The following is a 24933-nucleotide window of genomic DNA, read 5'->3' as shown; positions in this document are numbered from 1 at the left end:
GTATCAGCCACGACCAGGGCTAACACAAGATTTACAACGAGCTGATTTTATTAATGAAGTCTGGTCTCACCCTGCTCTGGCAAATCATCTTCGCCGTCTTCATCTTGCTCATCAGGATCTTCGAAATAAGTGCCCCAGCCGTCATAATTGACGCCCATCTTCTGAGCCAGATTTACCAATTGTTCAACCTGAGCATCGATCAATTCAGCATTCAACCCACATTCGCTGATGACATCACAACACATCAGAATAGAACCATCTTCGATTTCCAATTCTTCCGCGTCAGTCACTTCATAACCCAGCTTAAAGGCTTCAACTGCCGCCTTTTCCAACAGATTAAAATCTTCCGCAGAAAAGTGGTGTTCAATGGCATAAAGCGCATCTGGATCACTACCATCTTCCAGTAATTCTTCAATAATAAGGCGCGTTTCTTCGCGTTGTTCTTCTAAGTCTTTTTGATTTGCCATACCCAATACCCTCAATCAGTTGGCCGTCCCAACGTTCATTCTCCCACACCACAAGCAGGCTAACCACTGTTTACATCAAAGAAATCTAATGCGGAGTTGAAATTGAATTTTTATAGATATAAATTGAATTTAAATGCAAGAAATAACTGTGGAGATATCCAACAATGAATCCATTCTATCAACGTAATTTCCTAAGGTTGCTTGATTTTTCCTCAGCAGAAATCCATGCTTTCCTAAAACTGGCGGCTGAATTAAAATCGACTAAAAAATCCGGCACAGAAAAAGCCTGGCTAACAGGTAAAAATATTGTGCTGATTTTTGAAAAAGACTCCACCCGCACTCGCTGTTCATTCGAAGTAGCCGCTTACGATCAGGGGGCAAATATCACCTACCTTGGCTCCAGTGGCAGCCAGATTGGTCATAAAGAATCAATTAAGGATACCGCCCGTATACTTGGCCGCATGTATGACGGTATTCAATATCGCGGCTATGCTCAGAAAGTGGTTGAAGCCCTGGCAGAATATGCAGATGTTCCTGTATGGAATGGGCTGACGGATGAATTTCACCCTACTCAGTTACTGGCAGATTTGCTGACTATTCAGGAGCATCAACCAAAGAAACCGCTGTCAGAAATCAAATTCGCCTACTTGGGGGATGCCCGTAACAATATGGGTAATACTATGTTGGAAGCCGCGGCATTGACAGGCATGGATGTTCGGTTAATTGCTCCTGAACAGTACTGGCCAGATGCAACACTGGTTGCTGAATGTCAGAAACTGGCCGAAAAAACAGGCGGGAAAATTACGCTAACCGAAAATGTCCCTGAGGGGGTTAAAGACGCTGATTTTCTTTATACCGATGTCTGGGTTTCTATGGGAGAGCCAAAAGAAGTTTGGCAACAACGGGTTAACCTATTGAAACCTTATCAGGTGAATATGGATGTGGTGAACATGACAGGCAATCCACAGGTAAAATTCCTGCACTGCCTGCCCGCATTCCATGATGAAGAAACGACGTTAGGCAAGCAACTCGCCGCTGAATTTAATATGTATGGGGGGCTGGAAGTCACCAATGAAGTTTTTGAGTCAGAGCATAGCATTGTGTTTGATCAGGCAGAAAATCGTCTGCATACCATTAAAGCGATAATGGTAGCGACACTGGCAAGTGATCTTAAAATCTAATTAGTTATGATGTCCGCAGGGCTATGTCTGCAAAGAAGAGGTCCTGCGAATATCATTTTTCTTCGGGCAAACGCTTGCTGTGAGATTTTTCGCGAGTATAATGCGCCACAATTTGCCGGGAGAAATCATGAAAAACAGCACTTCTTTTCATCAAGCTAAAGTGCGGGTGCAACTGCCTAAAGGCGGCCAGCAATCATTGTTTTTCCCGTTGCTAAACCAATCATTTAATGCCCCTCATTGAGGGGCTTTTTTTTGCCCGGTAATCAATTGATGATCACCACCCCGGATGTCAGCATTAGAGGAGAGTGAAAAATGGCTAATCCGTTATATCGCAAACATATCATCTCAATAAATGATTTGAGCCGCGAAGATCTGGAATTGGTGTTGCGAACCGCTGCCACACTGAAAGCCAGACCACAGCCTGAATTGCTGAAACACAAGGTTATCGCCAGCTGTTTCTTTGAAGCCTCTACCCGTACCCGGCTCTCTTTTGAAACCGCAATCCACCGCCTTGGCGCTTCCGTGGTTGGCTTTTCAGACAGCAGCAACACCTCCTTGGGTAAGAAAGGCGAAACACTGGCAGATACTATTTCCGTTATCAGCCAATATGTTGACGCTATCGTGATGCGCCACCCGCAGGAAGGTGCTCCGCGCCTGGCGTCCGAATTTTCCGGTCATACTCCGATTATCAATGCTGGTGATGGTGCTAACCAACATCCAACACAAACCTTACTGGATCTGTTCACTATTCAAGAAACTCAGCAACGGCTGGATAGTCTGAATATCGCTATGGTTGGTGACCTGAAATATGGCCGCACGGTTCATTCACTGTCACAAGCGTTGGCGAAATTTAATGGCAACCATTTTTATTTTATCGCCCCGGAAGCATTGGCAATGCCAAATCATATTCTTCATATGCTGAATGAAAAAGGCGCCACCTACAGCCTGCATACCAATATAGAAGAAGTGTTGCCGGAACTAGATATTCTTTATATGACTCGCGTGCAAAAAGAGCGCCTTGATCCATCCGAATACGCCAATGTAAAAGCGCAATTTGTTCTGCATACTGCCGATCTGACGGGAGCGAAAGAGAACCTCAAAATTTTGCATCCATTGCCACGTATTGATGAGATTTCTGTTGATGTGGATAAAACCCCCCATGCCTATTATTTCCAACAGGCAGAAAATGGTATTTATGCCCGTCAGGCACTATTGTCTCTAGTTTTAAATGAGTGATTAAAGAAAATATTGAATGTCCTCAAATGGAATCGTTATCATTTACTTTTGAAATGACGTTCTACTTCTGTATATAATTGAATAGCAAGTCTATTTATTCACCTTCAAAATTAAAAGTGAACTCAGATAATACACTGGCAGACTTAGAGGTACAATTAACGCATATTTTATGCCTCCTGATAGAGGCATATCATTAACGTTCAAACGTCAATCAATTAAGGACATTAAAATGAGTAATGATTTTTTTGGGCTAATTGGAATGTATTTTATTAGCTATTATGCACTTAGATTTTTAAAACGTTATTCAGAAAAAATAGGTATCAAATGGAATAATCCCAGGAGGAATACATTAGGATTGATAATATTATCAGCGATTGCTTTTCTGACCGGTTATTGTATAGGACATACCGATGCATACACTAATTTATATACTTACTCTCATCTCTTAGCCAGGCTAGAATACCTATGGGTTACTTCTGCTTTATTATTATTAAGTGTTATTTTAAGCAAAGAGTATTATAAAGAATATTTTACGAATTTCTCAATACTATTTACATCATCACTAATATTCTTATTCGGCTTCCAAGGTTTTTATATAACCATTTAATAGAGATGATAACTAAACCCTATAAATACATCATAAGAATTCAATATATTCACAATTAATTTTAAAAGCACTAAATTTTTAACATCGATAAAAACTTAGTGCTTGAGAATATCATACAATTTCTGTAACAATAAAATAAACAATTGCGCCAACATAGTTACCAATCACATATCCTACTGTGCCAATAACCATAATAGGCCCAACTAAATTTACCCAACCTTTACTGATAGCTAACGCCGCAGCCGTTGTTGGACCACCAATATTTGCATTACACGCTAATATAATTTCCTCAAGATTAAATTTAAATAATTTACCTACACCAAGAGTCAATAATAAATTAATCATTGCAACAATAAATACAAATAAAAATAACAAAGGCGCATTGATAATAATTAATTTTATAGAAGCAGGGATACCTATTACAACGAAGAACATATAAATCGCATAAGTTCCTAATTCCTGACTACCATTTAGATTATTAAAAGCCTTTTTGAATATCGAAACCATAGTGAAAGTTATTGTTGTTAAAATAAGATATTTATCTGATATCAAACTAAAAAATAACTCTTGATAGATATTTTCAGGTTGTCCTGAAAACGCTTTTAACCAAGCCGATAATTTAAACGAAATAACGACTATAAAGATAGACCATGCTAAAGATAATGAAATATCTTTCAGTGAGATATTCTTAGGTTGCCAATAGGATCCTGCCAAAGATTTCGATCTATCTGAATTGGGATCACTTTCTATCGCCTCAGAATAAGAACTTCGCCAAAACTTTCTTGCAAATGACCAGCCTGCCAAGGCTATTAATATTATGAAAAAACAAGCTACCACGAGATTATCAGCAACGATAGTTGATGCCGTCATATTTTGAGTGGGTTCCAGCTTGGCTGCCATTGCCGCAAAATTGACTCCACCACCAGTATATGACGCGGAAATCATAGCACTGATTTTATCCAATTCAGGGATATAATTCCTGAGAAGTTTAAATGCTAAAACCGCACCAATTATAGTCGCGACAGAAGACATTAAGAATAATATAAGCAGCCTCCCGCTTTCTTTAATAATACTCTGTAAATCAACCTTAAATAATAATAAAGGTATTGCCAGCGGCACTATATATTGCCAAACAGCATCGTATACTACCGATTCGGTCGGTATTATATATAAATTGGATGCAAAAATAGCAATAATCAATGCCATAATGGCACCGGGTACTTTCGATGCCCACTTATATCTCTGTTCCATTACAATCGCCAGTGTCGCGGCAATCATCACAAAGGCCCAAAGGAATAAAGTATCATTAGGATCAATCAGAGTATTATTCATTATTTTTCCTATCACCTCGTTTATCATCTCATAATAAAAACACACTCAGAAAAATAAATCATTAGAGTGGAGAAAATTTTAAATGGAAACCCTATTCTAAAGCAAAAAGATCAATATCCCTTAGAAGGGAATGTACCAAGATGTTAGGACTTTTAGGAGAATACACCAACTCATGAATCAGATATTACCTTCATACTTTTATCAACAGCAGAATCAGCAATCTAACGTTAAAAGTACGCTAGAAGTTGCCCATCAGTTTAATTTATATGATATTTGTGGCCTCTTTTCCTTCAATTGTCGGCGGTTACGTTGTTTCCAACACATAGCTGGCAGTAGATACGAATATCTTCTTATCTGGATAAACAAGATGGCACCACCTAAAATGGAAGATGTGTCGATTCTTAACAATATCTCCGGAGGATGAATACAGAAATAGTTGTCACTAAGATGTATTCATACAGAACACTATGACCCAAGATCATCAACTACAAGTCGAAGCCATTAAATGCGGTACGGTGATTGACCATATCCCAGCTCAGGTAGGTTTCAAGTTACTCTCTCTATTTAAGCTGACTGAAACCGATCAACGCATTACCATCGGCCTGAACCTGCCTTCCAATCAGCTAGGTAAAAAAGATCTCATCAAAATCGAAAACACATTTCTGACAGAACAACAGGCTAATCAGCTTGCTATGTATGCGCCAAATGCAACAGTGAACTGTATTGAAGACTATGAGGTCGTGAAGAAACTGCCAATTAACCTGCCTGAGCGTATTGATAGCGTGTTAGTCTGTCCTAATAGCAATTGCATCAGCCACAATGAGCCGGTAGAAAGCAGTTTTCGGGTCAAAGTCACATTTGAAGATGTGGTATTGACCTGCAAATACTGCGAGAAAGAGTTTGATCGCAATGTGGTGATACTCAGCAAGTAAAAACAATCTATGCCGGTTGCTGAGGCAGGTACGGGCACTATAATAGTCCCTTTGTTGAAATATTTATTCAGTTATTACATTAACAGGAGAACCTATGTCATACGAGATTAATACCGAGAAAGCCCCTGCTGCAATTGGCCCATATGTTCAGGGTGTTGATTTGGGCAGTATGGTAATCACTTCTGGTCAGATTCCAGTCAATCCAGAAACAGGTGATGTCGCAGAAGATATCGCTGCCCAGGCTCGTCAATCACTGGAAAACGTTAAAGCTATCGTTGAGAAAGCAGGTCTGACTGTCGGTGACATTGTTAAAACAACTGTTTTCGTTAAAGATCTGAATGACTTCGGCACGGTTAACGCGACTTATGAAGCATTCTTCAAAGCACACAATGCCGCTTTCCCAGCACGTTCCTGTGTTGAAGTAGCCCGTCTGCCAAAAGACGTTAAAATCGAAATCGAAGCGATTGCCGTTCGTAAATAATCCCTATCCATTTCCCATAAACCCTTGGTCAGTTCACCCATTGACCAAGGGTTTTTTACTTTTTCCCATCTCCCAGACATAGTTTTCTGTTCTTTGTTTTAGATCAAATCAGGTCGTTATTATTTTACTTTCACTTACTACATATTGTGCTTAAATATAAAAATACAAACCATATATAGCATCACCTCTATTTAAGCTGAATATTAGAACGAGAATGACTTATACCTTTGGATAACATTCTCAAGGAGTTATATTGTGAAAACTGTTGTGATAAAACGAGATGGTCGTCAGGTACCATTTGATGAAATCCGTATCAGAGATGCCGTAAAACAAGCCGCCTCTACCGCTGGAGTCACAGATGATGAGTACTGTGCTCAAGTTGCATCCGCAGTAACGCAATTAATGGCTGACCATAGTCAAGTTGATATACGAAATATTCAGCACGCGGTAGAAAACCAATTGATGGCAGGCAACTACAAGCACCTTGCCCGTCTCTATATTGAATATCGTCATGACAGGGATCTTGCCCGGGAATCACGCAGCCGCCTTAATCAGGAAATCCGTGGTTTGGTCGAACAGAGCAATATTTCCCTGCTCAATGAGAACGCAAATAAAGACAGTAAAGTTATTCCAACCCAACGCGATCTACTGGCAGGAATTGTTGCCAAGCATTATGCCAAACAGCACATGCTGCCGCGTGACGTGGTACTGGCTCATGAAAGAGGTGAAATCCACTATCACGATTTGGACTATTCACCCTTTTTCCCGATGTTCAACTGTATGCTGATCGACCTGAAAGGCATGTTAACTAACGGGTTCAAGATGGGTAATGCCGAAATAGAGCCCCCCAAATCCATTGCAACCGCAACAGCGGTAACTGCTCAAATTATTGCCCAGGTTGCCAGCCATATTTATGGCGGTACCACGATTAACCGTATAGATGAAGTATTGGCACCATTCGTTAAAGCCAGCTATGACAAACATTTGGTCATTGCTGAAGAGTGGGATATTGCCGATAAAAAATCTTACGCTGAAACACAGACAGAAAAAGAGTGTTACGACGCTTTCCAGTCACTGGAATATGAAGTTAATACACTGCATACCGCCAACGGACAGACACCTTTTGTCACTTTTGGCTTTGGTCTGGGGACTTCAAAAGAATGCCGTCTAATCCAGCAATCTATTCTGCGTAACCGTATTGCCGGGTTGGGCAGGAACCACAAAACAGCCGTATTCCCCAAACTGGTATTTGCTATCCGTGATGGCTTGAATCATAAGCTTGGTGACCCTAACTACGATATCAAACAACTGGCTCTAAAATGTGCCAGCAAGCGAATGTATCCCGATATTCTTAACTACGATCAGGTTGTTAAAGTCACTGGATCCTTTAAAACCCCAATGGGCTGCCGCAGTTTCCTCGGTGTTTATGAAGAAAATGGTGAGCAAATTCATGAAGGTCGCAATAATTTGGGAGTTATCAGTTTAAACCTGCCTCGGATTGCTATCGAAGCCAAACGAGATGAAAAATATTTCTGGCGATTGCTGGATAAGCGTCTGGCACTGGCAAAACAAGCATTGATGACCCGTATTGCCCGTCTGGAAGGTGTCAAAGCACGAGTTGCTCCAATCCTTTATATGGAAGGTGCTTGCGGTATTCGCCTGAAAGCCGATGATAATATCGCTGAAATCTTTAAACATGGCAGAGCTTCTATCTCTCTGGGCTATATTGGCATTCATGAAACCATTAACGCATTGTATGGCAATCAGGCTCATCTATTTGATGACCAACAATTACGTGTAAAAGCGCTCGCAATTGTTAACCATCTGCGAAAAGCAACCGATCAATGGAAAACAGAGACGGGTTATGGTTTCAGCCTGTACAGCACACCAAGTGAAAACCTGTGTGATCGTTTCTGCCGCCTTGATGCCGCTGAATTTGGTGTTATCGAAGGAGTGACGGACAAAGGCTATTACACCAACAGTTTCCATCTTGATGTTGAAAAGAAGGCCAATCCTTACGACAAACTGGATTTTGAGGCATCTTATCCACCACTGGCAAACGGCGGTTTTATCTGTTACGGCGAATATCCCAATCTGCAACATAATTTGAAAGCACTGGAAGATATCTGGGATTACAGCTACTTACACACTCCTTATTACGGAACCAATACCCCCATTGACGAATGCTATGACTGCGGATTTACTGGTGAATTCTCCTGTACCAGTAAAGGGTTTCTCTGCCCCCGTTGCGGCAATCATGAACCCGCCAGAGTATCAGTAACCCGCCGTGTCTGCGGTTATCTGGGAAGCCCTGACGCCCGCCCATTCAATTCAGGTAAGCAAGAAGAGGTGAAACGCAGAGTAAAACATCTGACAAACGGACAATTAGATTCATTCAGGCAAGCTAAAAAATGAATTACCACCAATATTTCCCTGTTGATGTAGTTAACGGTCCCGGAACCCGCTGTACGCTGTTTGTTGCAGGATGCGAGCACCAATGCCCCGGTTGCTATAACAAAAGCACCTGGCGAACAAATTCCGGCCAACTATTTACCCAGGAAATGGCAGACCATATTGTCGCTGATTTACAGGATAGCCGCATTAAACGGCAAGGGCTGTCTTTGTCTGGCGGCGATCCTCTTCATCCGCACAACATATCCGTGATCCTGAAACTGGTAAAACGAATCACGGCAGAATGCCCTGAAAAGGATATCTGGCTGTGGACTGGCTATCTGCTAAGTGAACTCAGCAAAGCCCAACAGGAAGTTGTTAGCTATATTAATGTGCTGGTAGATGGCAAGTTCATACAGAATCTTTATGATCCCGGCTTATTATGGCGCGGCAGCCGCAACCAGATTATTCATCGACTTAGATAATTTTATCGCTGCCAACAGATTTTCTTACCAAATCCCAGCGTGTTATCAGTCATTTTTATTTCACTGAGATCCAGTTGCCAAATAGGTGTTTTGGCCGCTATTGCCACAGGAAAACGGCGGCAATAGCGCGCTCTGGCAACTTTATCCTCTTCTCCTTCCAGACGAATGGCTTCCCCTCTGAACTGAATACCTTTTATCTGTGCAATATTACGAATCTGCCCGGCAACAGTCCCTGCCACCTGTGAATTTATCTGCATCATTTCACCATGACGGGTATGAGGCTCAGTCATAAACCACAAGGCTATTTTATCGGCGTCAAAAACATAGAAACAACTTGCACACCAGATATCATTTTCTGCTGTTGTACAAAGCGTGAAAACGTGCTGTCTTGCGAAGTATTGGCGGATAATCTGAAAGTTTTCAGTGGTATTCACACTCCCTCCATTGACATCCTCCCCCACCTTCGCACTTCGTGACTCAGGAGGGGGATCCCCATTATTTGTAGGCTTTCAGGATGAGCATGAGTATTCAGTGTGGAGTCAATTGACTCACTATCTTACTGTCTATTGGGTTAATTTCAATGCAAAAATACAAAATCAACCGTTCAAGACATGCCGCTTTTCTTTTGCATGTACATCTTGTTTTCGTCACCAAATACCGGCGGAAAATACGCAGTGATTGACACTCCGCAGCCTTTCATCAGTATGCAGGCGAGGTCTGCCACGATTTTGGTGCTGAATTGAAAGAAAGCAACGGCGCATCTGCTCATGTCCACATGCTGATTGAATACCCACCCACAATTAAACTCTCACCGGTGCTGTGGTCACGTTCTTATTTTGCGGGTTCGTGCGGAGGTGCTCAGTTGGAAGTAGTCAGGCAATACATTCAACATCAGCGTGGCTGAGGGTTTTTCGGGCTTTTCAAGCCCGTCCAAATTCCCCTCCCGCCTTGTGTCGGCGGGAGTACCCTTTGGAGGTTAAGATGGGAGGATTTTTTATTGGCCTGGAAACCCAGAACCACGCCGGGATAAACATCATCTTGCGGCGTGTTCTGACATCTCCCGACAAAGTCAGGGTTCAGTGTGTTCTACTATAAATTAGTTATAGATTTCAGCAACACCTGACAATTGGTTCTTACCGCTAGTAGATATAATACGGAAAGAAGATGCGCCAGCTTTGTCAGCTTTTTTGGACAATTCGGCACTCAAGCCTTCCAGGGTATCAGCACCGGTTACAGAAACCACGCCAACCTTGGCAGATGAAGTAGTTTGAACTTCTGTTGCTGCCATACTACCAAAAGAGATAGCACTTAAAGCCAAAGCAGCAGCGATATATTTTACGTTTTTCATAACATGATCCTTGATCAATTTTTAATGGAATGAGTTACTCTCTGTGATATGGATCATAGTATGCTCTAACGACCGGAATAAAAATTAGCAATTATTGCTATTTTATTTCAAATTTTTTGAATAAAAACAGTTAATATAGGAATTTGATATGTAACTAATTTTGATAAAACTTTTATATTATAATGACTTAAACTAAGTTATTCAGAAAAATAATATAGAAAAAACGTCTTACAAAAATACAAAAATACAAAAATACAAAAATACAAAATTAAGAAAAATTATATGGCTAAAAATCAATGGGTTCTTTACTTACTGAAAACAAAAGCAGGAATGCTGTACACCGGGATAACGACAGATATCAACCGCCGTTTTGCGCAACATGCAAATGGTAAAGGAGCAAAAGCACTGAGAGGGAAAGGGCCATTACAGCTGGTTTTCAGCAGTCATGCCGGAGACAGATCCAGCGCCTCACGACTGGAATATCAGGTAAAGCAATTGAGTAAGCAACAAAAAGAGAGGCTGGTTATTTGCCAGCCTATCTGTATAGCAAAATATTTGGCATCAATCAGAAACGGTCAAAATGGGGAGAGTAAGTAACCAGCCCAGTATAATCAGCCAAAGAACTGTCAGCTAATTCATATAACTGAAAATAGGGTTCACACTTTGGCCACTGGCAATGTAACTGGTGCTCACTGGCAAGCGTAAAACCAAACCGGCGATAATAGTGCGGATCACCTAAAACAACGACTACGCCGTAACCAAATTCATTCAGGCTATCCAGACCTTCATAAACGAGTTTTTCACCAATCCCCTGTCGACGATATTCTCCAGCAACCGCTAGCGGCGCTAAACCAACCCATTGGTGATCCTCTCCATTAATATCTACCGGACTGAATGCCACGTAACCAATGACCTGACCTTCTTCATCCGTAGCAACCATACCCAACGTGAGTAATCCATCTTCCCGCAATTGTTGTACCAATTCCGCTTCCGCCGGGGTATCAAAAGATTTCCGCAGTAACTGATCTATTCCCGCTGCATCTACTGGAATTTCTACCCTGATTAACATGATAATCGCGCAGGAGCGTACTGTTCTGCGCCCTCCGGTAAACTGACTTTAATAAACTCAACCAATCGTAATAAACCGGTACGAATAACAGCAATCATAAACTTCAATGCTATCGTATCTACCCAATTTCTAATATACAACCCTGATTCTGCATTCCCTGCAATATACAAACGACACTGGAAAGACAAAAAATCCAGCTCTTCTTGATGGGTAGCTATTAGAATCAGATCATTGGTTTCACCGATGAAACTAACCTCTTCCTGCTTATGCTGGCTGACAACTAAATGATTATCACGGACAGTAGTAAACCAGCGCAAATTAAGATCGCGGATTTTTCCTAACACAGCTCAGACTCCTTACTTGATAAAGTAGCATAGCTATTCAACCAGAATATATCGGTATTTCTCGGATCCTACATCAAGAATCCAATACAGAACCAGTTGTAAATTTTACCTTTCAACTATTGGGGTAATATCCGCCTATAAACTGCTCTAAATCAAAACATCTCACCATTCGGTTAATTACAATTATTAATCATTATTACTTTATTCCAGTATTTCATATAGAACAACATTGCCCCACAAAAAGCTTATTTATGTGGAGCATGGTTGTTGTAGATAACGGGATGGATGTCATTTATATCGGACCGAAACATAACATCAAGGCCCATTATTTTTCAATCAAAAAAACCAAAAACATCAGACAAACATACAGTTATGAAAGAAAATGTAAACATAAGTTGCATACTAATATTTAAATTTACACATCCTGATTATAGCGGATTGCAAATTTTTGGCTTAACGTATGCCACTGGTCGATACGTATTTCTTACGGCTACCTGCTAAAAAGCACGTATAGACTTTATTAAGATTTGCTTTTGGATTTATTATCCTTGGATTGGATTGTTACAAACGTATATTAGTTTAATCTTTATACAATAAATAGGAATGACGTATGGAAGGCCAAGATATCTATTCAAAATTCATTGGTAAGAGGATAAAGCTATGGATGGATGAACGTTTCCCACTACAAAATGCACCGCTTTTCTTTATTTTTTATATCATCAGCTATTCCGTAGCTTTTTATTCAATAGGGGAAAAGCCTGTTCTGTCATGGGAAATCCTGCTCGGTTGCCTGATGGCCTTCTCCTATTTTTTACTATTACGGATATTCGATGAGCATAAGGATTATCAACTGGATTGTGAACACCACCCACAACGGATCTTACAGCAAAGTATTATTACGCTGAAAAATCTACGGGTACTCGGTATCTGTTGTATCACATTACAATTGGGTGGAAGTCTATTTTTAGATCGAGGCGTTGGTTCAGTCACTTTTGCCTGGCTATTAGTCTTTATCTGGACCTGCCTTATGGGGAAAGAGTTCTTTATCAGTGAATGGTTAAACCAACACCTCACTTGGTACGCCATTTCCCATATGCTGGTAATGCCACTCATTATCTGGTGGTTGGGCAATATTGCCAGCCCTAACGTTGCACTCACTTTCCCAATATGGGTTTTAATGGGATTGTGCTTTTTCTCTGGATTCAGTTTCGAAATTACACGCAAATGTAAAGGTCCAGATGAAGAGCGTCTGGAAATACCGACTTATTCATCTATTTTCGGCAGAAAAATAGCCGTCGCTATTATCGCATCATTACTCACCGTAATGTTGGCGTTACAGATTTGGCTAATCAATATCACCACTGATGGTATAGCGTTATGGGCGTTAATTATCTTGGTTGTTTGTTATGCATTATGTCTATGGCAATTAGGCAAATTCCTTCATCGCCCCACTATCCAGAATCGCAAACGCAATGAGGCTGTAGTGGGAATATTTATGGTACTGGGTTACTCAGTTTGCACTGCCAGCATCTTAATAAAACTTGGGTTTGCTTAGGTATTAAAGGAAATAGAGTTATGTTGCAAAAAGAAGTCCAATCATGCGTATTTGATGTCTCAGATAATACCACTGCTCACATAAAAAACTGTGCGCGAGATTCTATTCTAGAATTATCACGTGACATATTCAGCATTACACACCAAGAAGCATCTGGCGTCCGCACAGAAGCAACCCAAGTAAAATTATTGCCCCGCCGCCACCTCTATACATATACCGAGGAAGCTCGGCAAAAGCGCCTGGATTATTTGGCAAAACATACCGGACATGCACTGGAACACATAGCAGCTACCCACTTGGATGCGACAAAACTAACAAAAACTATTGAGGGATTTATTGGTTCAATAGAAATTCCTGTGGGGATTGCCGGGCCTCTCTTGATAAAGGGACAATATGCTCAAGGGGTATATTATGCACCGCTCTCCACCACAGAAGGCGCTTTAATTGCGTCGGTATCCCGTGGCTCCTTCGCCATTATGCAATCAGGTGGCGCCACTACCCGTGTGCTCGGCCAGCGCATGATACGAGCACCCCGTTTTGAATTTCATAGCGTAGCACACAGCGTCATGTTCAGTGATTGGATTAAAGAGCATCTTAGCGAAATACGACATGAAATTGGCCGCCACTCCAAACATGCACAACTGCTGGAAATAAAGCCTCAAGTCATCGGACGCAGCGTCCATTTGCAGTTCATCTACAACACAGCGGCAGCAGCAGGCCAAAATATGACTACCGTCTGCACCTGGTATGCATGCCAATGGATCCAACAACAATTAGCCAAAATGGCGTTTATACCACTGCGTCACTTTATGATAGATGGCAATACTTCCGGCGATAAAAAAGTGTCTTATAAAACGTTTATTGAAGGACGTGGGACACGTGTCGTCGCCGAGGTCTATCTCAGTGCTGAATCCTGCCAGCAAATCCTGAGAGTCACTCCGCAACAACTTGTCACGGCTTATCATCATATCTGCGAGGGGGCTATCGCCTCAGGAACGGTCGGCATAAATATTAATGCAGCAAATGTTATCGCCGGTATGTTTACTGCCCTCGGTCAAGACATCGCCTGTGTGCATGAATCATCAGTCGCGCATTTACACATGACATTAACTGCCGATAACCGAGTCTATTGCAGCATCACACTGCCCTCGCTAATCGTAGGAACAGTCGGTGGCGGGACCTATTTACCACACCAGCGTGAATGTCTGAACATGCTGGGCTGTACCGATGAAAACGGCACTGCCCGCTTGGCTGAAATCATCGCCAGTTATTGCCTGGCCCTTGATATTTCAACCCTGTCAGCCATTGCAGCGGATGAGTTTGCTCAATCACATGAAAGACTTGGCCGCAACCGTCCAACCCACACTAACGATATTATTCCGCACACCCAACAAGAGCTTGATTTGTCATTCTTCCGGCAAGCAAGCTTTAACCCTGTGTTACAGGGAACTCACCTGACCAAGATCAAACCTGAATTTTCTAGCAATGATGGACACAGTCTACTGACGCATCTGAGCTCGAATTATGCGGAACGTTTAACTGGTTTATTTCCCTTTGCCATGACGACATCCGCACAACGTACTCTGCCAGTGATGCTGAAACTGAAACCTTTGGGGAGTGAGATCGTTAAAATGGTCCTGGATATTGCCAGGCACTGTTCCCCTGAATTATTTGCTGTTTTCCAGGATTTTGCCCACCAGCTTGAATTTAACCAAAGTCATAGCCGTGAACTGGCTATTATGAATCAGCAGAATCCACAGTTGATGCGCTATATACCCATTATCTATGGCGTGATTGAAAATGAGGCAACCGGAACTTATGCCCTGATTGAAGAATTACTCCAAGATATGGTGTTAATGAACAATATTAACCTGGAAACACCGTGGGAACAGCACCATCTTGAAACCGCTATCAGAGGGGTAGCCGATATTCACTCCATCTGGTTAGGGCAGGAAGGCGAGCTTATGTGGAAATTCCCACAACTGCAAATTCCTGACGCTGATACAGTTTCACAGATGAAGCCCCTGTGGCAAAAACTAGGCAATTTTATTCACCAGGCATTCCCTGAGCTGTTCACCGCCGAAGAACAACAAGACTTCCAGCACTGGGTAGATAACACCGCCACTTGGTGGCAAGAAATCGAGCAAATGCCCAGAACATTGATCCATGGTGATTTCAACCCACGGAATATTGCCTTCCGGCAGCAGGAAGATGGGTTGCGTTTATGCGCCTGGGATTGGGAGTTGTCTACTTTGCATCTGCCACAACGCGACCTTGCCGAACTACTGGCTTTTAGTTTAGACCAGTATAGCGATGCAGACAGTGTGGCCTATTATATTGAACTGCACCGGGTTGAACTTGAGCAAAAATCGGGAATTTCTCTCGATCCAATAAGTTGGCAACGTGGCTATGAGCTCGCATTACGTGATTTATGGATGAGAAGAATACCGCTTTATATGATGGCGCATAATGTTGTTGGCTACCCATTTATGGAACGCACAATGAAAACTATCCGCTGGCTTATTTCATTAACTCGGAACTAATAGTAACCCAAATAAATTATTTAATTTACTCTTCCTCTAAAATAAGGGTGCAGCAATAGTTTGTAATACATTTGTGTCTTATTGATTGACCTACTCCAATATTATTACGCGCAGATAAGGCCATGATGTAAGCAAGGTGTACTATTGCTGCATTGGTGGAACAACATGAAATATCTCTATGCTCAAGATAACGCTATTGAATTAGCAGAACATTCTTTAGGTGGTAAAGCGGCTAATTTATTATGGCTTACGCAAAACGGATTCCCTGTACCTGATTATTGGATCATCAGCAGCGAGGTGCTGAATAGTCTATTAATCAACGATACTTTTGCGATTAACATTGTGGAACAATTAGCCTCCGTGCCGCATGATATTAGTCAGGAAAAACTCGACGCTATCGCCGCCCCTCTGCGCCAATGGCTACAGTCGATTCCGTTGCCTGCTGAGTTAGAAGAAGAATTATCTCTCTTGTCAGAGAATTACCCGGATGCGTTTTTTGCTGTTCGCTCATCAGCTATTGGTGAAGATGCAGCCAACGCGTCCTTCGCCGGGCAGATGGACAGCTATCTGTTTCAGCGTGGCAAATCCGCCCTTGCCGACAGCTTACGCGCCGTGATGGCCTCAGCCTTTAATACCCGCGCGTTACAATATCGTTTACACAAACAGCTGCCGATGGGCAATATCCGTAGCGCTGTCATCATTCAAAACATGGTTGCCGGTGAGGTTTCTGGTGTCATGTTTACTGCACATCCAGTGACCGGCAGCAGACAACATTGCCTAATCTCATCCGCCTGGGGCACAGGAGAAGGTGTGGTTTCCGGCGAATGTGATACCGATGAATTTTCCGTTCACCTCACTACACCTGAAATCGAACGCCATATCACGCAAAAAGGGACAGCAAGTGTTTTCGATACCACCAGCGGCAGCGGTACGGTAACAATGTCCGTCGCGGAAGAAAAACAGTGGAAACCGACTTTACCCGATAGAGAAATCTATGCATTGCGGGATATTGGCAAAAAAATCGCCGCGGCACGGGGATGTCCACAAGATATTGAATGGACAATTCAAAACCACCAAATCTTTATTCTACAGACTCGGCCAATCACTCGGTTACCCCGTCTGAATGATAAAAGCGAACGCCATATTATTTTCGATAACTCCAATATTCAGGAATCTTATTGTGGAATAACAACGCCGCTGACTTTCTCTTTTGCCCGCGCAGGTTATGCCACTGTTTATGAACAGACAATACGTGCCTTAGGCTGTTCGGATAAACAAATTAATCAGCATCGTTCCATGTTGGAAAACATGCTCGGTTTAACTAAAGGCAGGATCTATTACAACATCAATAATTGGTACAAAGGACTATTATTACTGCCCTCTTTCCAAACCAATAAAAAAGATATGGAAAGAATGATGGGGCTGGAAGACCCCGTTGATTTTATTGAAGATAAAATACCTTCACTGAGCGATAAAATAAAAAAACTCCCACAGATGGGGTGGGCACTCCTGCGCCTGTTATATGCTTTCAGAACAATGGATCAGCGGGTAGAACTTTTCTTAGAACAGTTTAAACAGCATGCTGCCGCCATAAGGCGAACTGAATTGCACATCTGCAACAGCAGCCAACTGATCGAGAAATTGAAATATCTGGATGAACATCTGCTACAACGCTGGACGACGCCTATCCTGAATGACTTCTATGTGATGATGTTCAATGGCCGGGTACACCGGGGACTGACCGCTGCGGGTATTGAAAACTCGTCCGCATTATTAGGCGATCTTCTTTCCGGGGATGAAGATATAGAAAGCACCCAGCCGACTAAAGTGTTGTTGAAAATGTGCCAGTACGCACGCCAGAATTCAGCATTATGCACCCTGCTAACACATGGAGATGCACGTACCCTGTTAACTCAGGTACGCAAACTCGATACATCATTCCACCAACAGTGCATTGATTATATTGAAAAATATGGCGATCGTACTATGGGTGAGCTAAAGCTGGAGACCATTACGCTAAAACAAGATCCCAGTTTTCTATTTCTGATAATAAAAAACTACCTTGCGATCGATACCCTCACACCAGAAACCTTGTCCAGCCGAGAAAGAAAGTTGCGTACTCAAGCTGAAAACACGGCATTTCAGCAAATACGCGAGCAACTTGGTTCCAAGCGTATGGAAGCCTTCAAAAAAAATCTGCGTAAATTACGTCAGGCGATACGCCACCGGGAAAATATGCGCTTCACCCGAACCCGTATGTTTGGGCTATACCGGGATATTTTCATACAGCTCGGCCAGGCATATGCATTAGAAGGACTCCTCGCAGAACCCCGCGATATTTTCTATCTGACGTTAGAGGAGATCTACAGCGGTTACGAAGGAACAGCAGTACAGACCCAGCTTAAGCCTTTAGTCGCTATACGCAAACAAGAATACGCCAGCTACGAAACAGAGGAGGAGCCTGCTCACCACTTCTTTATCAGAGGCTCACTGTATCAACAGCAAGATTACAGCTATCCCTATCAGGAGCGACAGACCCCAACCGATAGCGGCATGCTACAGGGCATAGGCTGTTATCCAGGGGTGGTTGAAACAACCATCCGCTTAATTAAAAACCCACAGGATGAGATGTCATTAGCAGGGCAGATCCTTTGTACCGTCCGTACCGATCCCGGTTGGGCACCACTATTCCCTACCGCAGGCGGGTTATTGATCGAACGCGGTTCCACCCTCTCGCATTCTGCCGTCGTTGCTCGTGAACTGGGGATCCCCGCCATTGTCGGCATTCCGGCGATCACCCAAATTTTAAAAGATGGCGATCGGGTACGCATGGATGGCGCAACCGGGAGTGTTATCCGCTTGCACGACACCACGACAGAAGAATTACCTGCAAGGAACGAACATGTCTGATATCTTCATGGGTGAATGGTCCCCGGCCACCCCATTACCTGAAAGTTTTCTCGATCTTCCGGCAACAATCTACCGTGACTGGCCGCTCTGGCCTGGCGAAGACCGGGAGAAAGTACAACAACAGTTCAGTCTGGAGAATCCTTGGTTTAATCACAGCAAAGCCTGGATTGGCTGTATTACGGGGAAAACCCGTCTTGCCGGTTTTTTAGTGCCCCACGCCGTTGATGGTCAATCCGCCGCATTTTTCGGTTTTTGGGAAACCGATAATGATATGGCAAGCAACACCATGCTGTTTAACGCCCTGGAACAATGGGCCAAGAAAAATGGCGCACACAATCTCTACGGGCCGATTAACTTCTCAACCTTCGGGCATTACCGCGTCCGGCTTGATCATTTTGATGTTCCCCCCTTTGAGCATGAACCTTACAACCCGCCTTATTACTCCCTATTGTTAGAAGGATTAGGGTTCGATACTCGTTACCGCTACACCTCGATATTCGACGATACTCAGGCAGTAGCAAACAATTTTCGGCTGGACTATCAGCGTGGGCAAAAGCTCCCTGATACTCAGGCGACGTTACTGCCGCTAACGCCGGAATTATGGATACAGGAACAAGTTAGATTATATTCCTTTATTGATTCAGTCTTCGGCGAAAATTTCGCTTACACCACACCGTCATGGGCAACATTTCAACAGTATTGCGGTGAGGCGTTTATTAAACCTTTTTGCCATTATCCTGCATCATTCCTAGCTAAAACCGACAGTGGTGAGATTGCCGGGTTAATTCTTAGCTTATCCGTGAGCCAAAACGGTCAGCCCGCTATAGGCTTGTTGAAAACCGTAGCAGTCGCGCCGCAATACCGGGGAAGTCGGCTATATCACGCGCTGTATCACTCATATCAGCAGAGTGCCAGCCGTATTCATCCCCGTCTGGGGGGTGCCCTGATGCGCGAAGATAATAAATCATTAAAGACCGCACAACGGCTTTTCAATACACCTGCCTCCACCAGACATCAATACGCGCTTTATTACAGGAGGCTCGCATGACAAATATTTGTCAGCCAATTGTCGATGCGGCCCAAAAATACCCTGAGCATTTAGCCCTGCAAGCACCACACGGCAGTAGTTTAAGTTTTCGGGAATTTTTTTCTCATGCATCCCACTTCCAGCATCTGTTAACTCAGGCCGGATTCGTGGCCGGCGATCGCTTGTTAGTGATCGTTCAGCCAGGCTTAGTTCTTTACCCATTGCTTATCGCCATTCTGGGATTGGGGCTGGTTCCGGTTATGCTTGAACGGGGGCTTTCCAGAAAACAGCTCCGGGAGACACTACGACACAGCAAATTATCGGCGGTTATCACCCAACCTGCGTTAGGAAAATTCTGGTTTCTGATCCCCGAACTGTGGCGACTGCGCCGTTTTGTTATCGGACAGCCAATCTGGGGCATGAAAGTGTTGAAAACCCCCAGCCAACATTCATCAATGAATAGCTTTATCTGTCGGGATTTACCGCCGGATACGACTGGATTAATTACTTTTACCTCAGGTTCTACCGGTATGCCTAAAGGTGCAAACCGTACTCATGACAGCCTGTTAGCACAACTTTATGCCATAAAAGCGATTTTTCCCGGGGAAAAGAGCGAGATCGACCTGCACAGTTTCCCCGTTATGGTGCTGCATTCATTGTGCTGCGGCAACAGCAGTATTCTGCCTGATTTTGACTTTGCCCATCCTGCAACTGTTGATGCGCAGAAGATTGTCGGGCAGTTGCAAGATGAGGGCATCACCTGCCTCAGCGGTGCCCCCGCCTATATGAGCAAAGTCACTGATTACGCCAGAAACAAGAGATTGTCATTCCCTAACGTGCGGACTGTCATCGTAGGCGGTGCACCTGCCAATAAGGAACTGCTTGAAAACTGCCAGGCAGTCTTCCCACATGCTCTGCGTCTGGTGGTCTATGGTTCCACCGAGGTTGAACCGATCAGTACGGTCGAAATGACAACGCAATTAAATCACTGGGTAACCCATGATGGTTATCTGGCCGGGAAACCCGTCACACAAGCGGAAATATGTATCAGAGAGATAACCGCTGATCCCCAGCAAATTACTCCGCTGGCTACCGGTGATATAGGTGAAATTCTGGTTGCCGGACCTCATGTGCTCAAAGACTATATTGATAATCCACAAGCAACAAAAGAAAACAAACTCCCGCGTAAACAGGGAGGGATATGGCACTGTACCGGTGATGTTGGCCGCCTGGATACCACAGGACAGCTCTGGTTGCTTGGACGGGTAAAAGACCAGGTGCTGTTAGATGATGGGCGCATTATCCATCCCTATGTGGTGGAAAAAAGGATCAATGAACTGCCAAACGTCGCACGGAGCGCATTCGTATTGCATCCTTTGGGTGGAGCCGCGTTGATATTGGAAAGTACCACCCTGCCGACAGGTTTATCCACCATTTTAGACGAACTGGATCTCACTCTGGTTACCCGAATTTATTATGTCAATCCTATTCCCGTCGACATTCGCCATAACAGCAAAATAAACCGCATAGCACTGATAAATATGCTCAGGAAAGGCCAATTATCCTCCTTTCCATACAAGGAAAAATTATGAACAGTAACCATTTCATCATCCAGCTAAACAGAGCGGACTATATCACTATTGGTGGAGCAGTATTTAGCGCTCTCTCCGTGGCAGCCGCATTACAGCATTGGTATTATCTTGCCATTGCGTTCTTATATCTTGCCATGCTTGGCGATGCACTCGATGGCATCATAGCCAGAAATTTACACATTGACCGTTCCTTTGGCCGCTATCTCGATGGCTTTATGGATCAACTGATTTACTTGGTTTCACCAGCCATTATCCTATACCTTTCCGGTTATCAATCTTGGTATTCCCTGTTTATTATCTTAATGATAATCAGTGGTTGTCTGCGATTATCTGTCTTCAATGAAGTTGGGAATATTAAGAATGAAAGTAAGCTCTCCTATCTTGGTATGCCCGTATTCTGGAGTTTATTTATTATTAGCGGTTACGCTTTGGTCGGCTTAGTGGCAACGCCGAAGCTGGCTCAGCTTTTACTAACGCTAGCGCTTCTTGCATTCAGTATCGCCATGCTATGGGATCGTCCGTTTTATAAGTTCAAACATCTCAGTACTATCGTCAGTACAACACTTGCGGGGTTTGTTTTATTTACAGGTCTTCATTTCTGGAGTCTCTATGTTCAATAGTTTTTATCACGCGGGGATTTTACTTATCCCCGTTATCCTTGGTGGTTGTTTACACATGGTGATTGTTACAAAAAACTATTTTTCCTACTGGGCTATCCCGGTACATCAACGTTATTTCGGCTACAACAAGACCTGGCGTGGTTTTATTGCTGTACCGATTATTACCGCGCTATTTTCACCGCTGTGGTTAATACTCTGTACCGAAACACAGGACACCATTATTCCACGGACCATTGCCTCCTGTTTATTTACCGGGTTCCTGGCGGGTTTAGGTTACGTTCTTTTCGAGTTGCCAAACTCCTGGTTGAAAAGGAGACTCGGCGCACCACCGGGACAACATCCGAAGCAAAATAAGCAGCTGTTTATTTTATTCGATCAGCTTGATTCCGCCATTGGTATTACAATGGCCTATTTCATTTGTCTTAATCTTACTTATATTGATACGTTTTTCATTTTCCTCTGGTTTTTAATCAGCGCTTTTATCGTTAAAAATATGCTGTTTTTATTTTCGCTGAAAAAGACGAGATTCTAGGTGGGAATACCACAGCAAAATGGCTTCCCAATAAGGAAGCCATTTCAGATTATTAACAAAGCTCTGTTTTTTTATCCGTCACTCTATTTTAATCAAAAAACAGGTAGAAACTTTAATCATCAAAGGCAAAAAACCGTGATTAAAGATTTTTTAAAGTGGGTAAAAGATTCGATGTTATACTGACATTGGAAGAGAAAACAGGCTTTAATTTTAATACTATTGATATCTCTTTTACCCTCTCTGGTTTTAAACCTGAAAAATCAAATACAGAAAAAGTAAAAACGAGAAAACCTGAATATCAATTTAATGAAAATGGGAAAGTTTAAATACGTGACGTGAAACGGAAAAAATACTAACTTGCCATAACTATTTAAAAACACAAATAGAGAGATTAAAGCTCTTATATAAAAGGCAGATTTAACTCAATAAACGTGCTTTTCAACAGGATAGTGAATTGCGTTTAATCGAAGTCCATTAAAAATCAACAGAAAGTTGAAAACAAATCAGCATATAAAAGAATATTATCTAAACAGACTGATATTCAGGTGCTTTATCACCATCATTTAACGAAGCAAGCCATAAAAATAACGCAATAAAAAAGGGATAACATGGTTAAATAACTATATGGACACCGATTCAATTCAAGTGGGTGTCCATATAGTTATTTAGGTTGTTATTATTAAGCATAGGATAGATTTACTGACTTAAATAGAGGGGTTAATCTTGAAACATCAACCACTTTTTCTGCCTTATCAAGGCCATACGCAATTTCACCAGGGTGAGGGGGGGTTAAACATCTTCTTCATTAATAATAATCCTCATAGTTAACGATATATGCATCACCATCAATAAACTCGAATGTCACGCGCCAACTGGGTTTTTGTGAGCAACTCTTCATTCGGGCTAAATGTTGGCATAGCATACCTGTCATGAACTTAGTTGCTGGACGCTGCAAGCATGACGTTATATCGGAAAGTAACAGCTCAACGCAGTTACTTTCCGAACATGCATAAAAAGCAGCAATATTTACCTAAATGTTTCAGACAATTAGCATGCTTTTCTTGCTCAAATAGATCTTAACGTGTCTATGATATTCGGATTTTTCTCTATTAAAAATAGCATTTTCAATGCGATCCCTGATGGTGTTCGCTGGTTTTGTTCCCAGCTTTGCACCAGTCTAATGCTCACCCCTACCATTTCCGCAAACTCGGATTGTTTCATACCGAAATTTTTGCGGATTAATTTAACATTAGGGATAGCATGACGATGAACATGTTCAGGCTTAGGCTGAAATTCACCGTTTTCTATAGCGACCATCTCATTTACACTACTCAAAAGCTCTTTAAACATGTTTTCTTCCATAATTTATCCTCAATACGTTAGATCATTCCCTGAAAATTTAGATATAAAACTGGAGAAGTTAACCGCCCAAGGGCGGCATTTTATTTCATATGTTGAATAGAATTTTTCAATTGTGCTTTCTGATCTTGTGTCAGGTCTTCTTGTACATTTTTCGGATAAACAAACAACAAATACAATCGACCGCTTAACGTCCTAACATAGTAAATAACTCGTACCCCACCGCACTTACCCATCCCTTTGCGGCCCCAGCGAATCTTTTTACACCCACCAGTTTGACTAATCGTGTCGCCATGTTCGTGATACTTCAACAAGTAAATTTGAAGCTCTGAAACTCATCATCTTCTATGAGTTCTGCTCTAACCTTACTGAAAGCGGTAGTTTCGATAAACTCCAAGTAATCCATCGTAACTTCTCCATGTTATCTATGATGATATTACAACTTTTCAAGTGAAAAATGACACAGTGTGTTATTTTGGCTAAATTTAAATCTTTTCAATATATACCCTATAGATTTCAAGATGCATCGCGACGGCAAGGGAGCGAATCCCCGGGAGCATAGCAAACTATGTGACCGGGGTGAGCGAGTGCAGCCAACAAAGAGGCAACTTGAAAGATAACGGGTATATATATGTATGGCTTATATTAGACATTCATTAATTAACTTCTTTTTGGTGTTTCTCCCTTTTTAACTTTTACCAGGCGCAAGAATCACTGCGCTGAACAGCCGCTAAATAGCTTTCCATAATACCGATACACCTATGCATTTTGTTTTTTCTTGAACAATATTGGTTTTATAGCCTATTTCATTATTTCCACGGGTCGCTTGGATGAAAAGGCTGTATGTCTTGGTACACAAGGGCTGGTTGAAAGTAGAGAGTAATTATGAAAACTTATTTAATCCGGCAGGATTTAAACCCTG

The 24933-nt window shown here is 42.5% G+C and carries 24 protein-coding genes and 1 pseudogene; 17 read left to right on the top strand and 8 right to left on the bottom strand.

Annotated features, from left to right (window positions below; genetic code table 11):
- Nucleotides 1-50: 50 nt before the first annotated feature.
- Nucleotides 51-467 (bottom strand): ribonuclease E inhibitor RraB, encoded by a 417-nt coding sequence (gene rraB, locus C5470_RS00590; RefSeq protein WP_023045479.1) that lies wholly within the window; start codon nt 465-467, stop codon nt 51-53.
- A gap of 164 nt (nt 468-631) precedes the next feature.
- Between rraB and argF the strand changes: the two genes are divergently transcribed.
- The 3 genes from argF to C5470_RS00575 all read left to right on the top strand — a co-directional run bounded on the left by argF (nt 632) and on the right by C5470_RS00575 (nt 3491).
- Entirely contained in the window at nt 632-1648 is a 1017-nt protein-coding gene (gene argF / locus C5470_RS00585; RefSeq protein WP_036844026.1) for an ornithine carbamoyltransferase, read from the top strand.
- Between the two features lie 312 nt (nt 1649-1960).
- A complete protein-coding gene (gene pyrB, locus C5470_RS00580; RefSeq protein ID WP_036844030.1) occupies nt 1961-2884 on the top strand; it encodes an aspartate carbamoyltransferase in 924 nt (307 codons plus the stop codon).
- A 229-nt stretch (nt 2885-3113) separates the two neighbouring features.
- The gene (locus C5470_RS00575; RefSeq protein ID WP_070974587.1) at nt 3114-3491 is read left to right on the top strand and encodes a hypothetical protein; all 378 of its coding nucleotides are present in this window, start codon (nt 3114-3116) and stop codon (nt 3489-3491) included.
- Between the two features lie 111 nt (nt 3492-3602).
- Here C5470_RS00575 and C5470_RS00570 read toward each other — a convergent pair whose 3' ends face one another.
- Nucleotides 3603-4823 carry a DUF819 family protein gene (locus tag C5470_RS00570; RefSeq protein WP_036844033.1) on the bottom strand — a complete coding sequence of 407 codons (1221 nt, stop codon included), beginning with the start codon at nt 4821-4823 and terminating at the stop codon, nt 3603-3605.
- Between the two features lie 467 nt (nt 4824-5290).
- Here C5470_RS00570 and pyrI point away from each other — a divergent pair, with 467 nt between their 5' ends.
- The 4 genes from pyrI to nrdG all read left to right on the top strand — a co-directional run bounded on the left by pyrI (nt 5291) and on the right by nrdG (nt 9112).
- Complete coding sequence (gene pyrI, locus C5470_RS00565; RefSeq protein WP_132352965.1) at nt 5291-5755, top strand: aspartate carbamoyltransferase regulatory subunit; 465 nt, start codon at nt 5291-5293, stop codon at nt 5753-5755.
- A gap of 94 nt (nt 5756-5849) precedes the next feature.
- A complete protein-coding gene (ridA, locus tag C5470_RS00560) occupies nt 5850-6236 on the top strand; it encodes a 2-iminobutanoate/2-iminopropanoate deaminase (protein ID WP_036844040.1) in 387 nt (128 codons plus the stop codon).
- Nucleotides 6237-6491: 255 nt separating this feature from the next.
- Nucleotides 6492-8651, top strand: a complete 2160-nt coding sequence (nrdD, locus tag C5470_RS00555) for an anaerobic ribonucleoside-triphosphate reductase (RefSeq protein ID WP_166285132.1) — start codon at nt 6492-6494, stop codon at nt 8649-8651.
- Nucleotides 8648-9112: an anaerobic ribonucleoside-triphosphate reductase-activating protein gene (nrdG, locus tag C5470_RS00550; protein ID WP_166285130.1), complete on the top strand. Its 465-nt coding sequence runs from the start codon at nt 8648-8650 to the stop codon at nt 9110-9112. Before nrdD ends, nrdG begins: the two co-directional genes overlap by 4 nt.
- 2 nt (nt 9113-9114) lie before the next feature.
- Here the strand turns inward: nrdG and C5470_RS00545 are convergent, their stop codons facing one another.
- Complete coding sequence (locus C5470_RS00545) at nt 9115-9546, bottom strand: YhbP family protein (protein WP_036844338.1); 432 nt, start codon at nt 9544-9546, stop codon at nt 9115-9117.
- Nucleotides 9547-9692: 146 nt separating this feature from the next.
- Between C5470_RS00545 and tnpA the strand changes: the two are divergent.
- Nucleotides 9693-10016 (top strand): annotated as a pseudogene (tnpA, locus tag C5470_RS00540) (IS200/IS605 family transposase).
- A gap of 192 nt (nt 10017-10208) precedes the next feature.
- On the opposite strand, the gene bhsA reads toward tnpA, so the two are convergent.
- A complete protein-coding gene (bhsA, locus tag C5470_RS00535) occupies nt 10209-10460 on the bottom strand; it encodes a multiple stress resistance protein BhsA (RefSeq protein ID WP_166285128.1) in 252 nt (83 codons plus the stop codon).
- Between the two features lie 282 nt (nt 10461-10742).
- On the opposite strand from bhsA, the gene C5470_RS00530 reads away from it, so the two are divergent.
- The gene (locus tag C5470_RS00530; RefSeq protein WP_166285126.1) at nt 10743-11057 is read left to right on the top strand and encodes a GIY-YIG nuclease family protein; all 315 of its coding nucleotides are present in this window, start codon (nt 10743-10745) and stop codon (nt 11055-11057) included.
- On the opposite strand, the gene C5470_RS00525 is transcribed toward C5470_RS00530, so the two are convergent.
- Both C5470_RS00525 and ubiT read right to left on the bottom strand, forming a co-directional pair.
- On the bottom strand, nt 11026-11529 hold the full coding sequence (locus C5470_RS00525) for a GNAT family N-acetyltransferase (protein ID WP_166285124.1): 504 nt from the start codon (nt 11527-11529) through the stop codon (nt 11026-11028). The genes C5470_RS00530 and C5470_RS00525 overlap by 32 nt on opposite strands.
- On the bottom strand, nt 11523-11873 hold the full coding sequence (gene ubiT, locus C5470_RS00520) for a ubiquinone anaerobic biosynthesis accessory factor UbiT (RefSeq protein ID WP_166285122.1): 351 nt from the start codon (nt 11871-11873) through the stop codon (nt 11523-11525). Before ubiT ends, C5470_RS00525 begins: the two co-directional genes overlap by 7 nt.
- 610 nt (nt 11874-12483) lie before the next feature.
- Here ubiT and C5470_RS00515 point away from each other — a divergent pair.
- The 8 genes from C5470_RS00515 (at nt 12484) to C5470_RS00480 (ending at nt 22978) form a co-directional block, all read left to right on the top strand.
- Nucleotides 12484-13428 (top strand): prenyltransferase, encoded by a 945-nt coding sequence (locus tag C5470_RS00515; protein WP_166285120.1) that lies wholly within the window; start codon nt 12484-12486, stop codon nt 13426-13428.
- A gap of 20 nt (nt 13429-13448) precedes the next feature.
- The gene (locus C5470_RS00510) at nt 13449-15971 is read left to right on the top strand and encodes a phosphotransferase (RefSeq protein ID WP_166285118.1); all 2523 of its coding nucleotides are present in this window, start codon (nt 13449-13451) and stop codon (nt 15969-15971) included.
- A gap of 165 nt (nt 15972-16136) precedes the next feature.
- Nucleotides 16137-18881, top strand: a complete 2745-nt coding sequence (locus tag C5470_RS00505; RefSeq protein WP_166285116.1) for a phosphoenolpyruvate synthase — start codon at nt 16137-16139, stop codon at nt 18879-18881.
- On the top strand, nt 18874-19929 hold the full coding sequence (locus C5470_RS00500; RefSeq protein ID WP_036844050.1) for a hypothetical protein: 1056 nt from the start codon (nt 18874-18876) through the stop codon (nt 19927-19929). Before C5470_RS00505 ends, C5470_RS00500 begins: the two co-directional genes overlap by 8 nt.
- Complete coding sequence (locus C5470_RS00495; protein WP_166285114.1) at nt 19926-21500, top strand: fatty acid CoA ligase family protein; 1575 nt, start codon at nt 19926-19928, stop codon at nt 21498-21500. Before C5470_RS00500 ends, C5470_RS00495 begins: the two co-directional genes overlap by 4 nt.
- Entirely contained in the window at nt 21497-22120 is a 624-nt protein-coding gene (locus C5470_RS00490) for a CDP-alcohol phosphatidyltransferase family protein (RefSeq protein WP_036844053.1), read from the top strand. The genes C5470_RS00495 and C5470_RS00490 overlap by 4 nt, the downstream gene beginning before the upstream one ends.
- Nucleotides 22110-22652: a CDP-archaeol synthase gene (locus tag C5470_RS00485; protein WP_152963393.1), complete on the top strand. Its 543-nt coding sequence runs from the start codon at nt 22110-22112 to the stop codon at nt 22650-22652. Before C5470_RS00490 ends, C5470_RS00485 begins: the two co-directional genes overlap by 11 nt.
- A gap of 155 nt (nt 22653-22807) precedes the next feature.
- On the top strand, nt 22808-22978 hold the full coding sequence (locus C5470_RS00480; protein ID WP_152963394.1) for a hypothetical protein: 171 nt from the start codon (nt 22808-22810) through the stop codon (nt 22976-22978).
- A gap of 739 nt (nt 22979-23717) precedes the next feature.
- Here the strand turns inward: C5470_RS00480 and nadS are convergent.
- Both nadS and C5470_RS23350 read right to left on the bottom strand, forming a co-directional pair.
- The gene (gene nadS, locus C5470_RS00475; RefSeq protein WP_166285113.1) at nt 23718-24014 is read right to left on the bottom strand and encodes a NadS family protein; all 297 of its coding nucleotides are present in this window, start codon (nt 24012-24014) and stop codon (nt 23718-23720) included.
- An 80-nt stretch (nt 24015-24094) separates the two neighbouring features.
- The gene (locus tag C5470_RS23350) at nt 24095-24247 is read right to left on the bottom strand and encodes an addiction module toxin RelE (protein WP_339915802.1); all 153 of its coding nucleotides are present in this window, start codon (nt 24245-24247) and stop codon (nt 24095-24097) included.
- Nucleotides 24248-24933: the final 686 nt, after the last annotated feature.

The organism is Photorhabdus stackebrandtii (genome assembly GCF_011189495.1).
Lineage (GTDB): Bacteria > Pseudomonadota > Gammaproteobacteria > Enterobacterales > Enterobacteriaceae > Photorhabdus > Photorhabdus khanii.
Note: the sequence above shows the minus strand (reverse complement) of the source record. Positions and strands in the feature narration are given on the sequence as shown.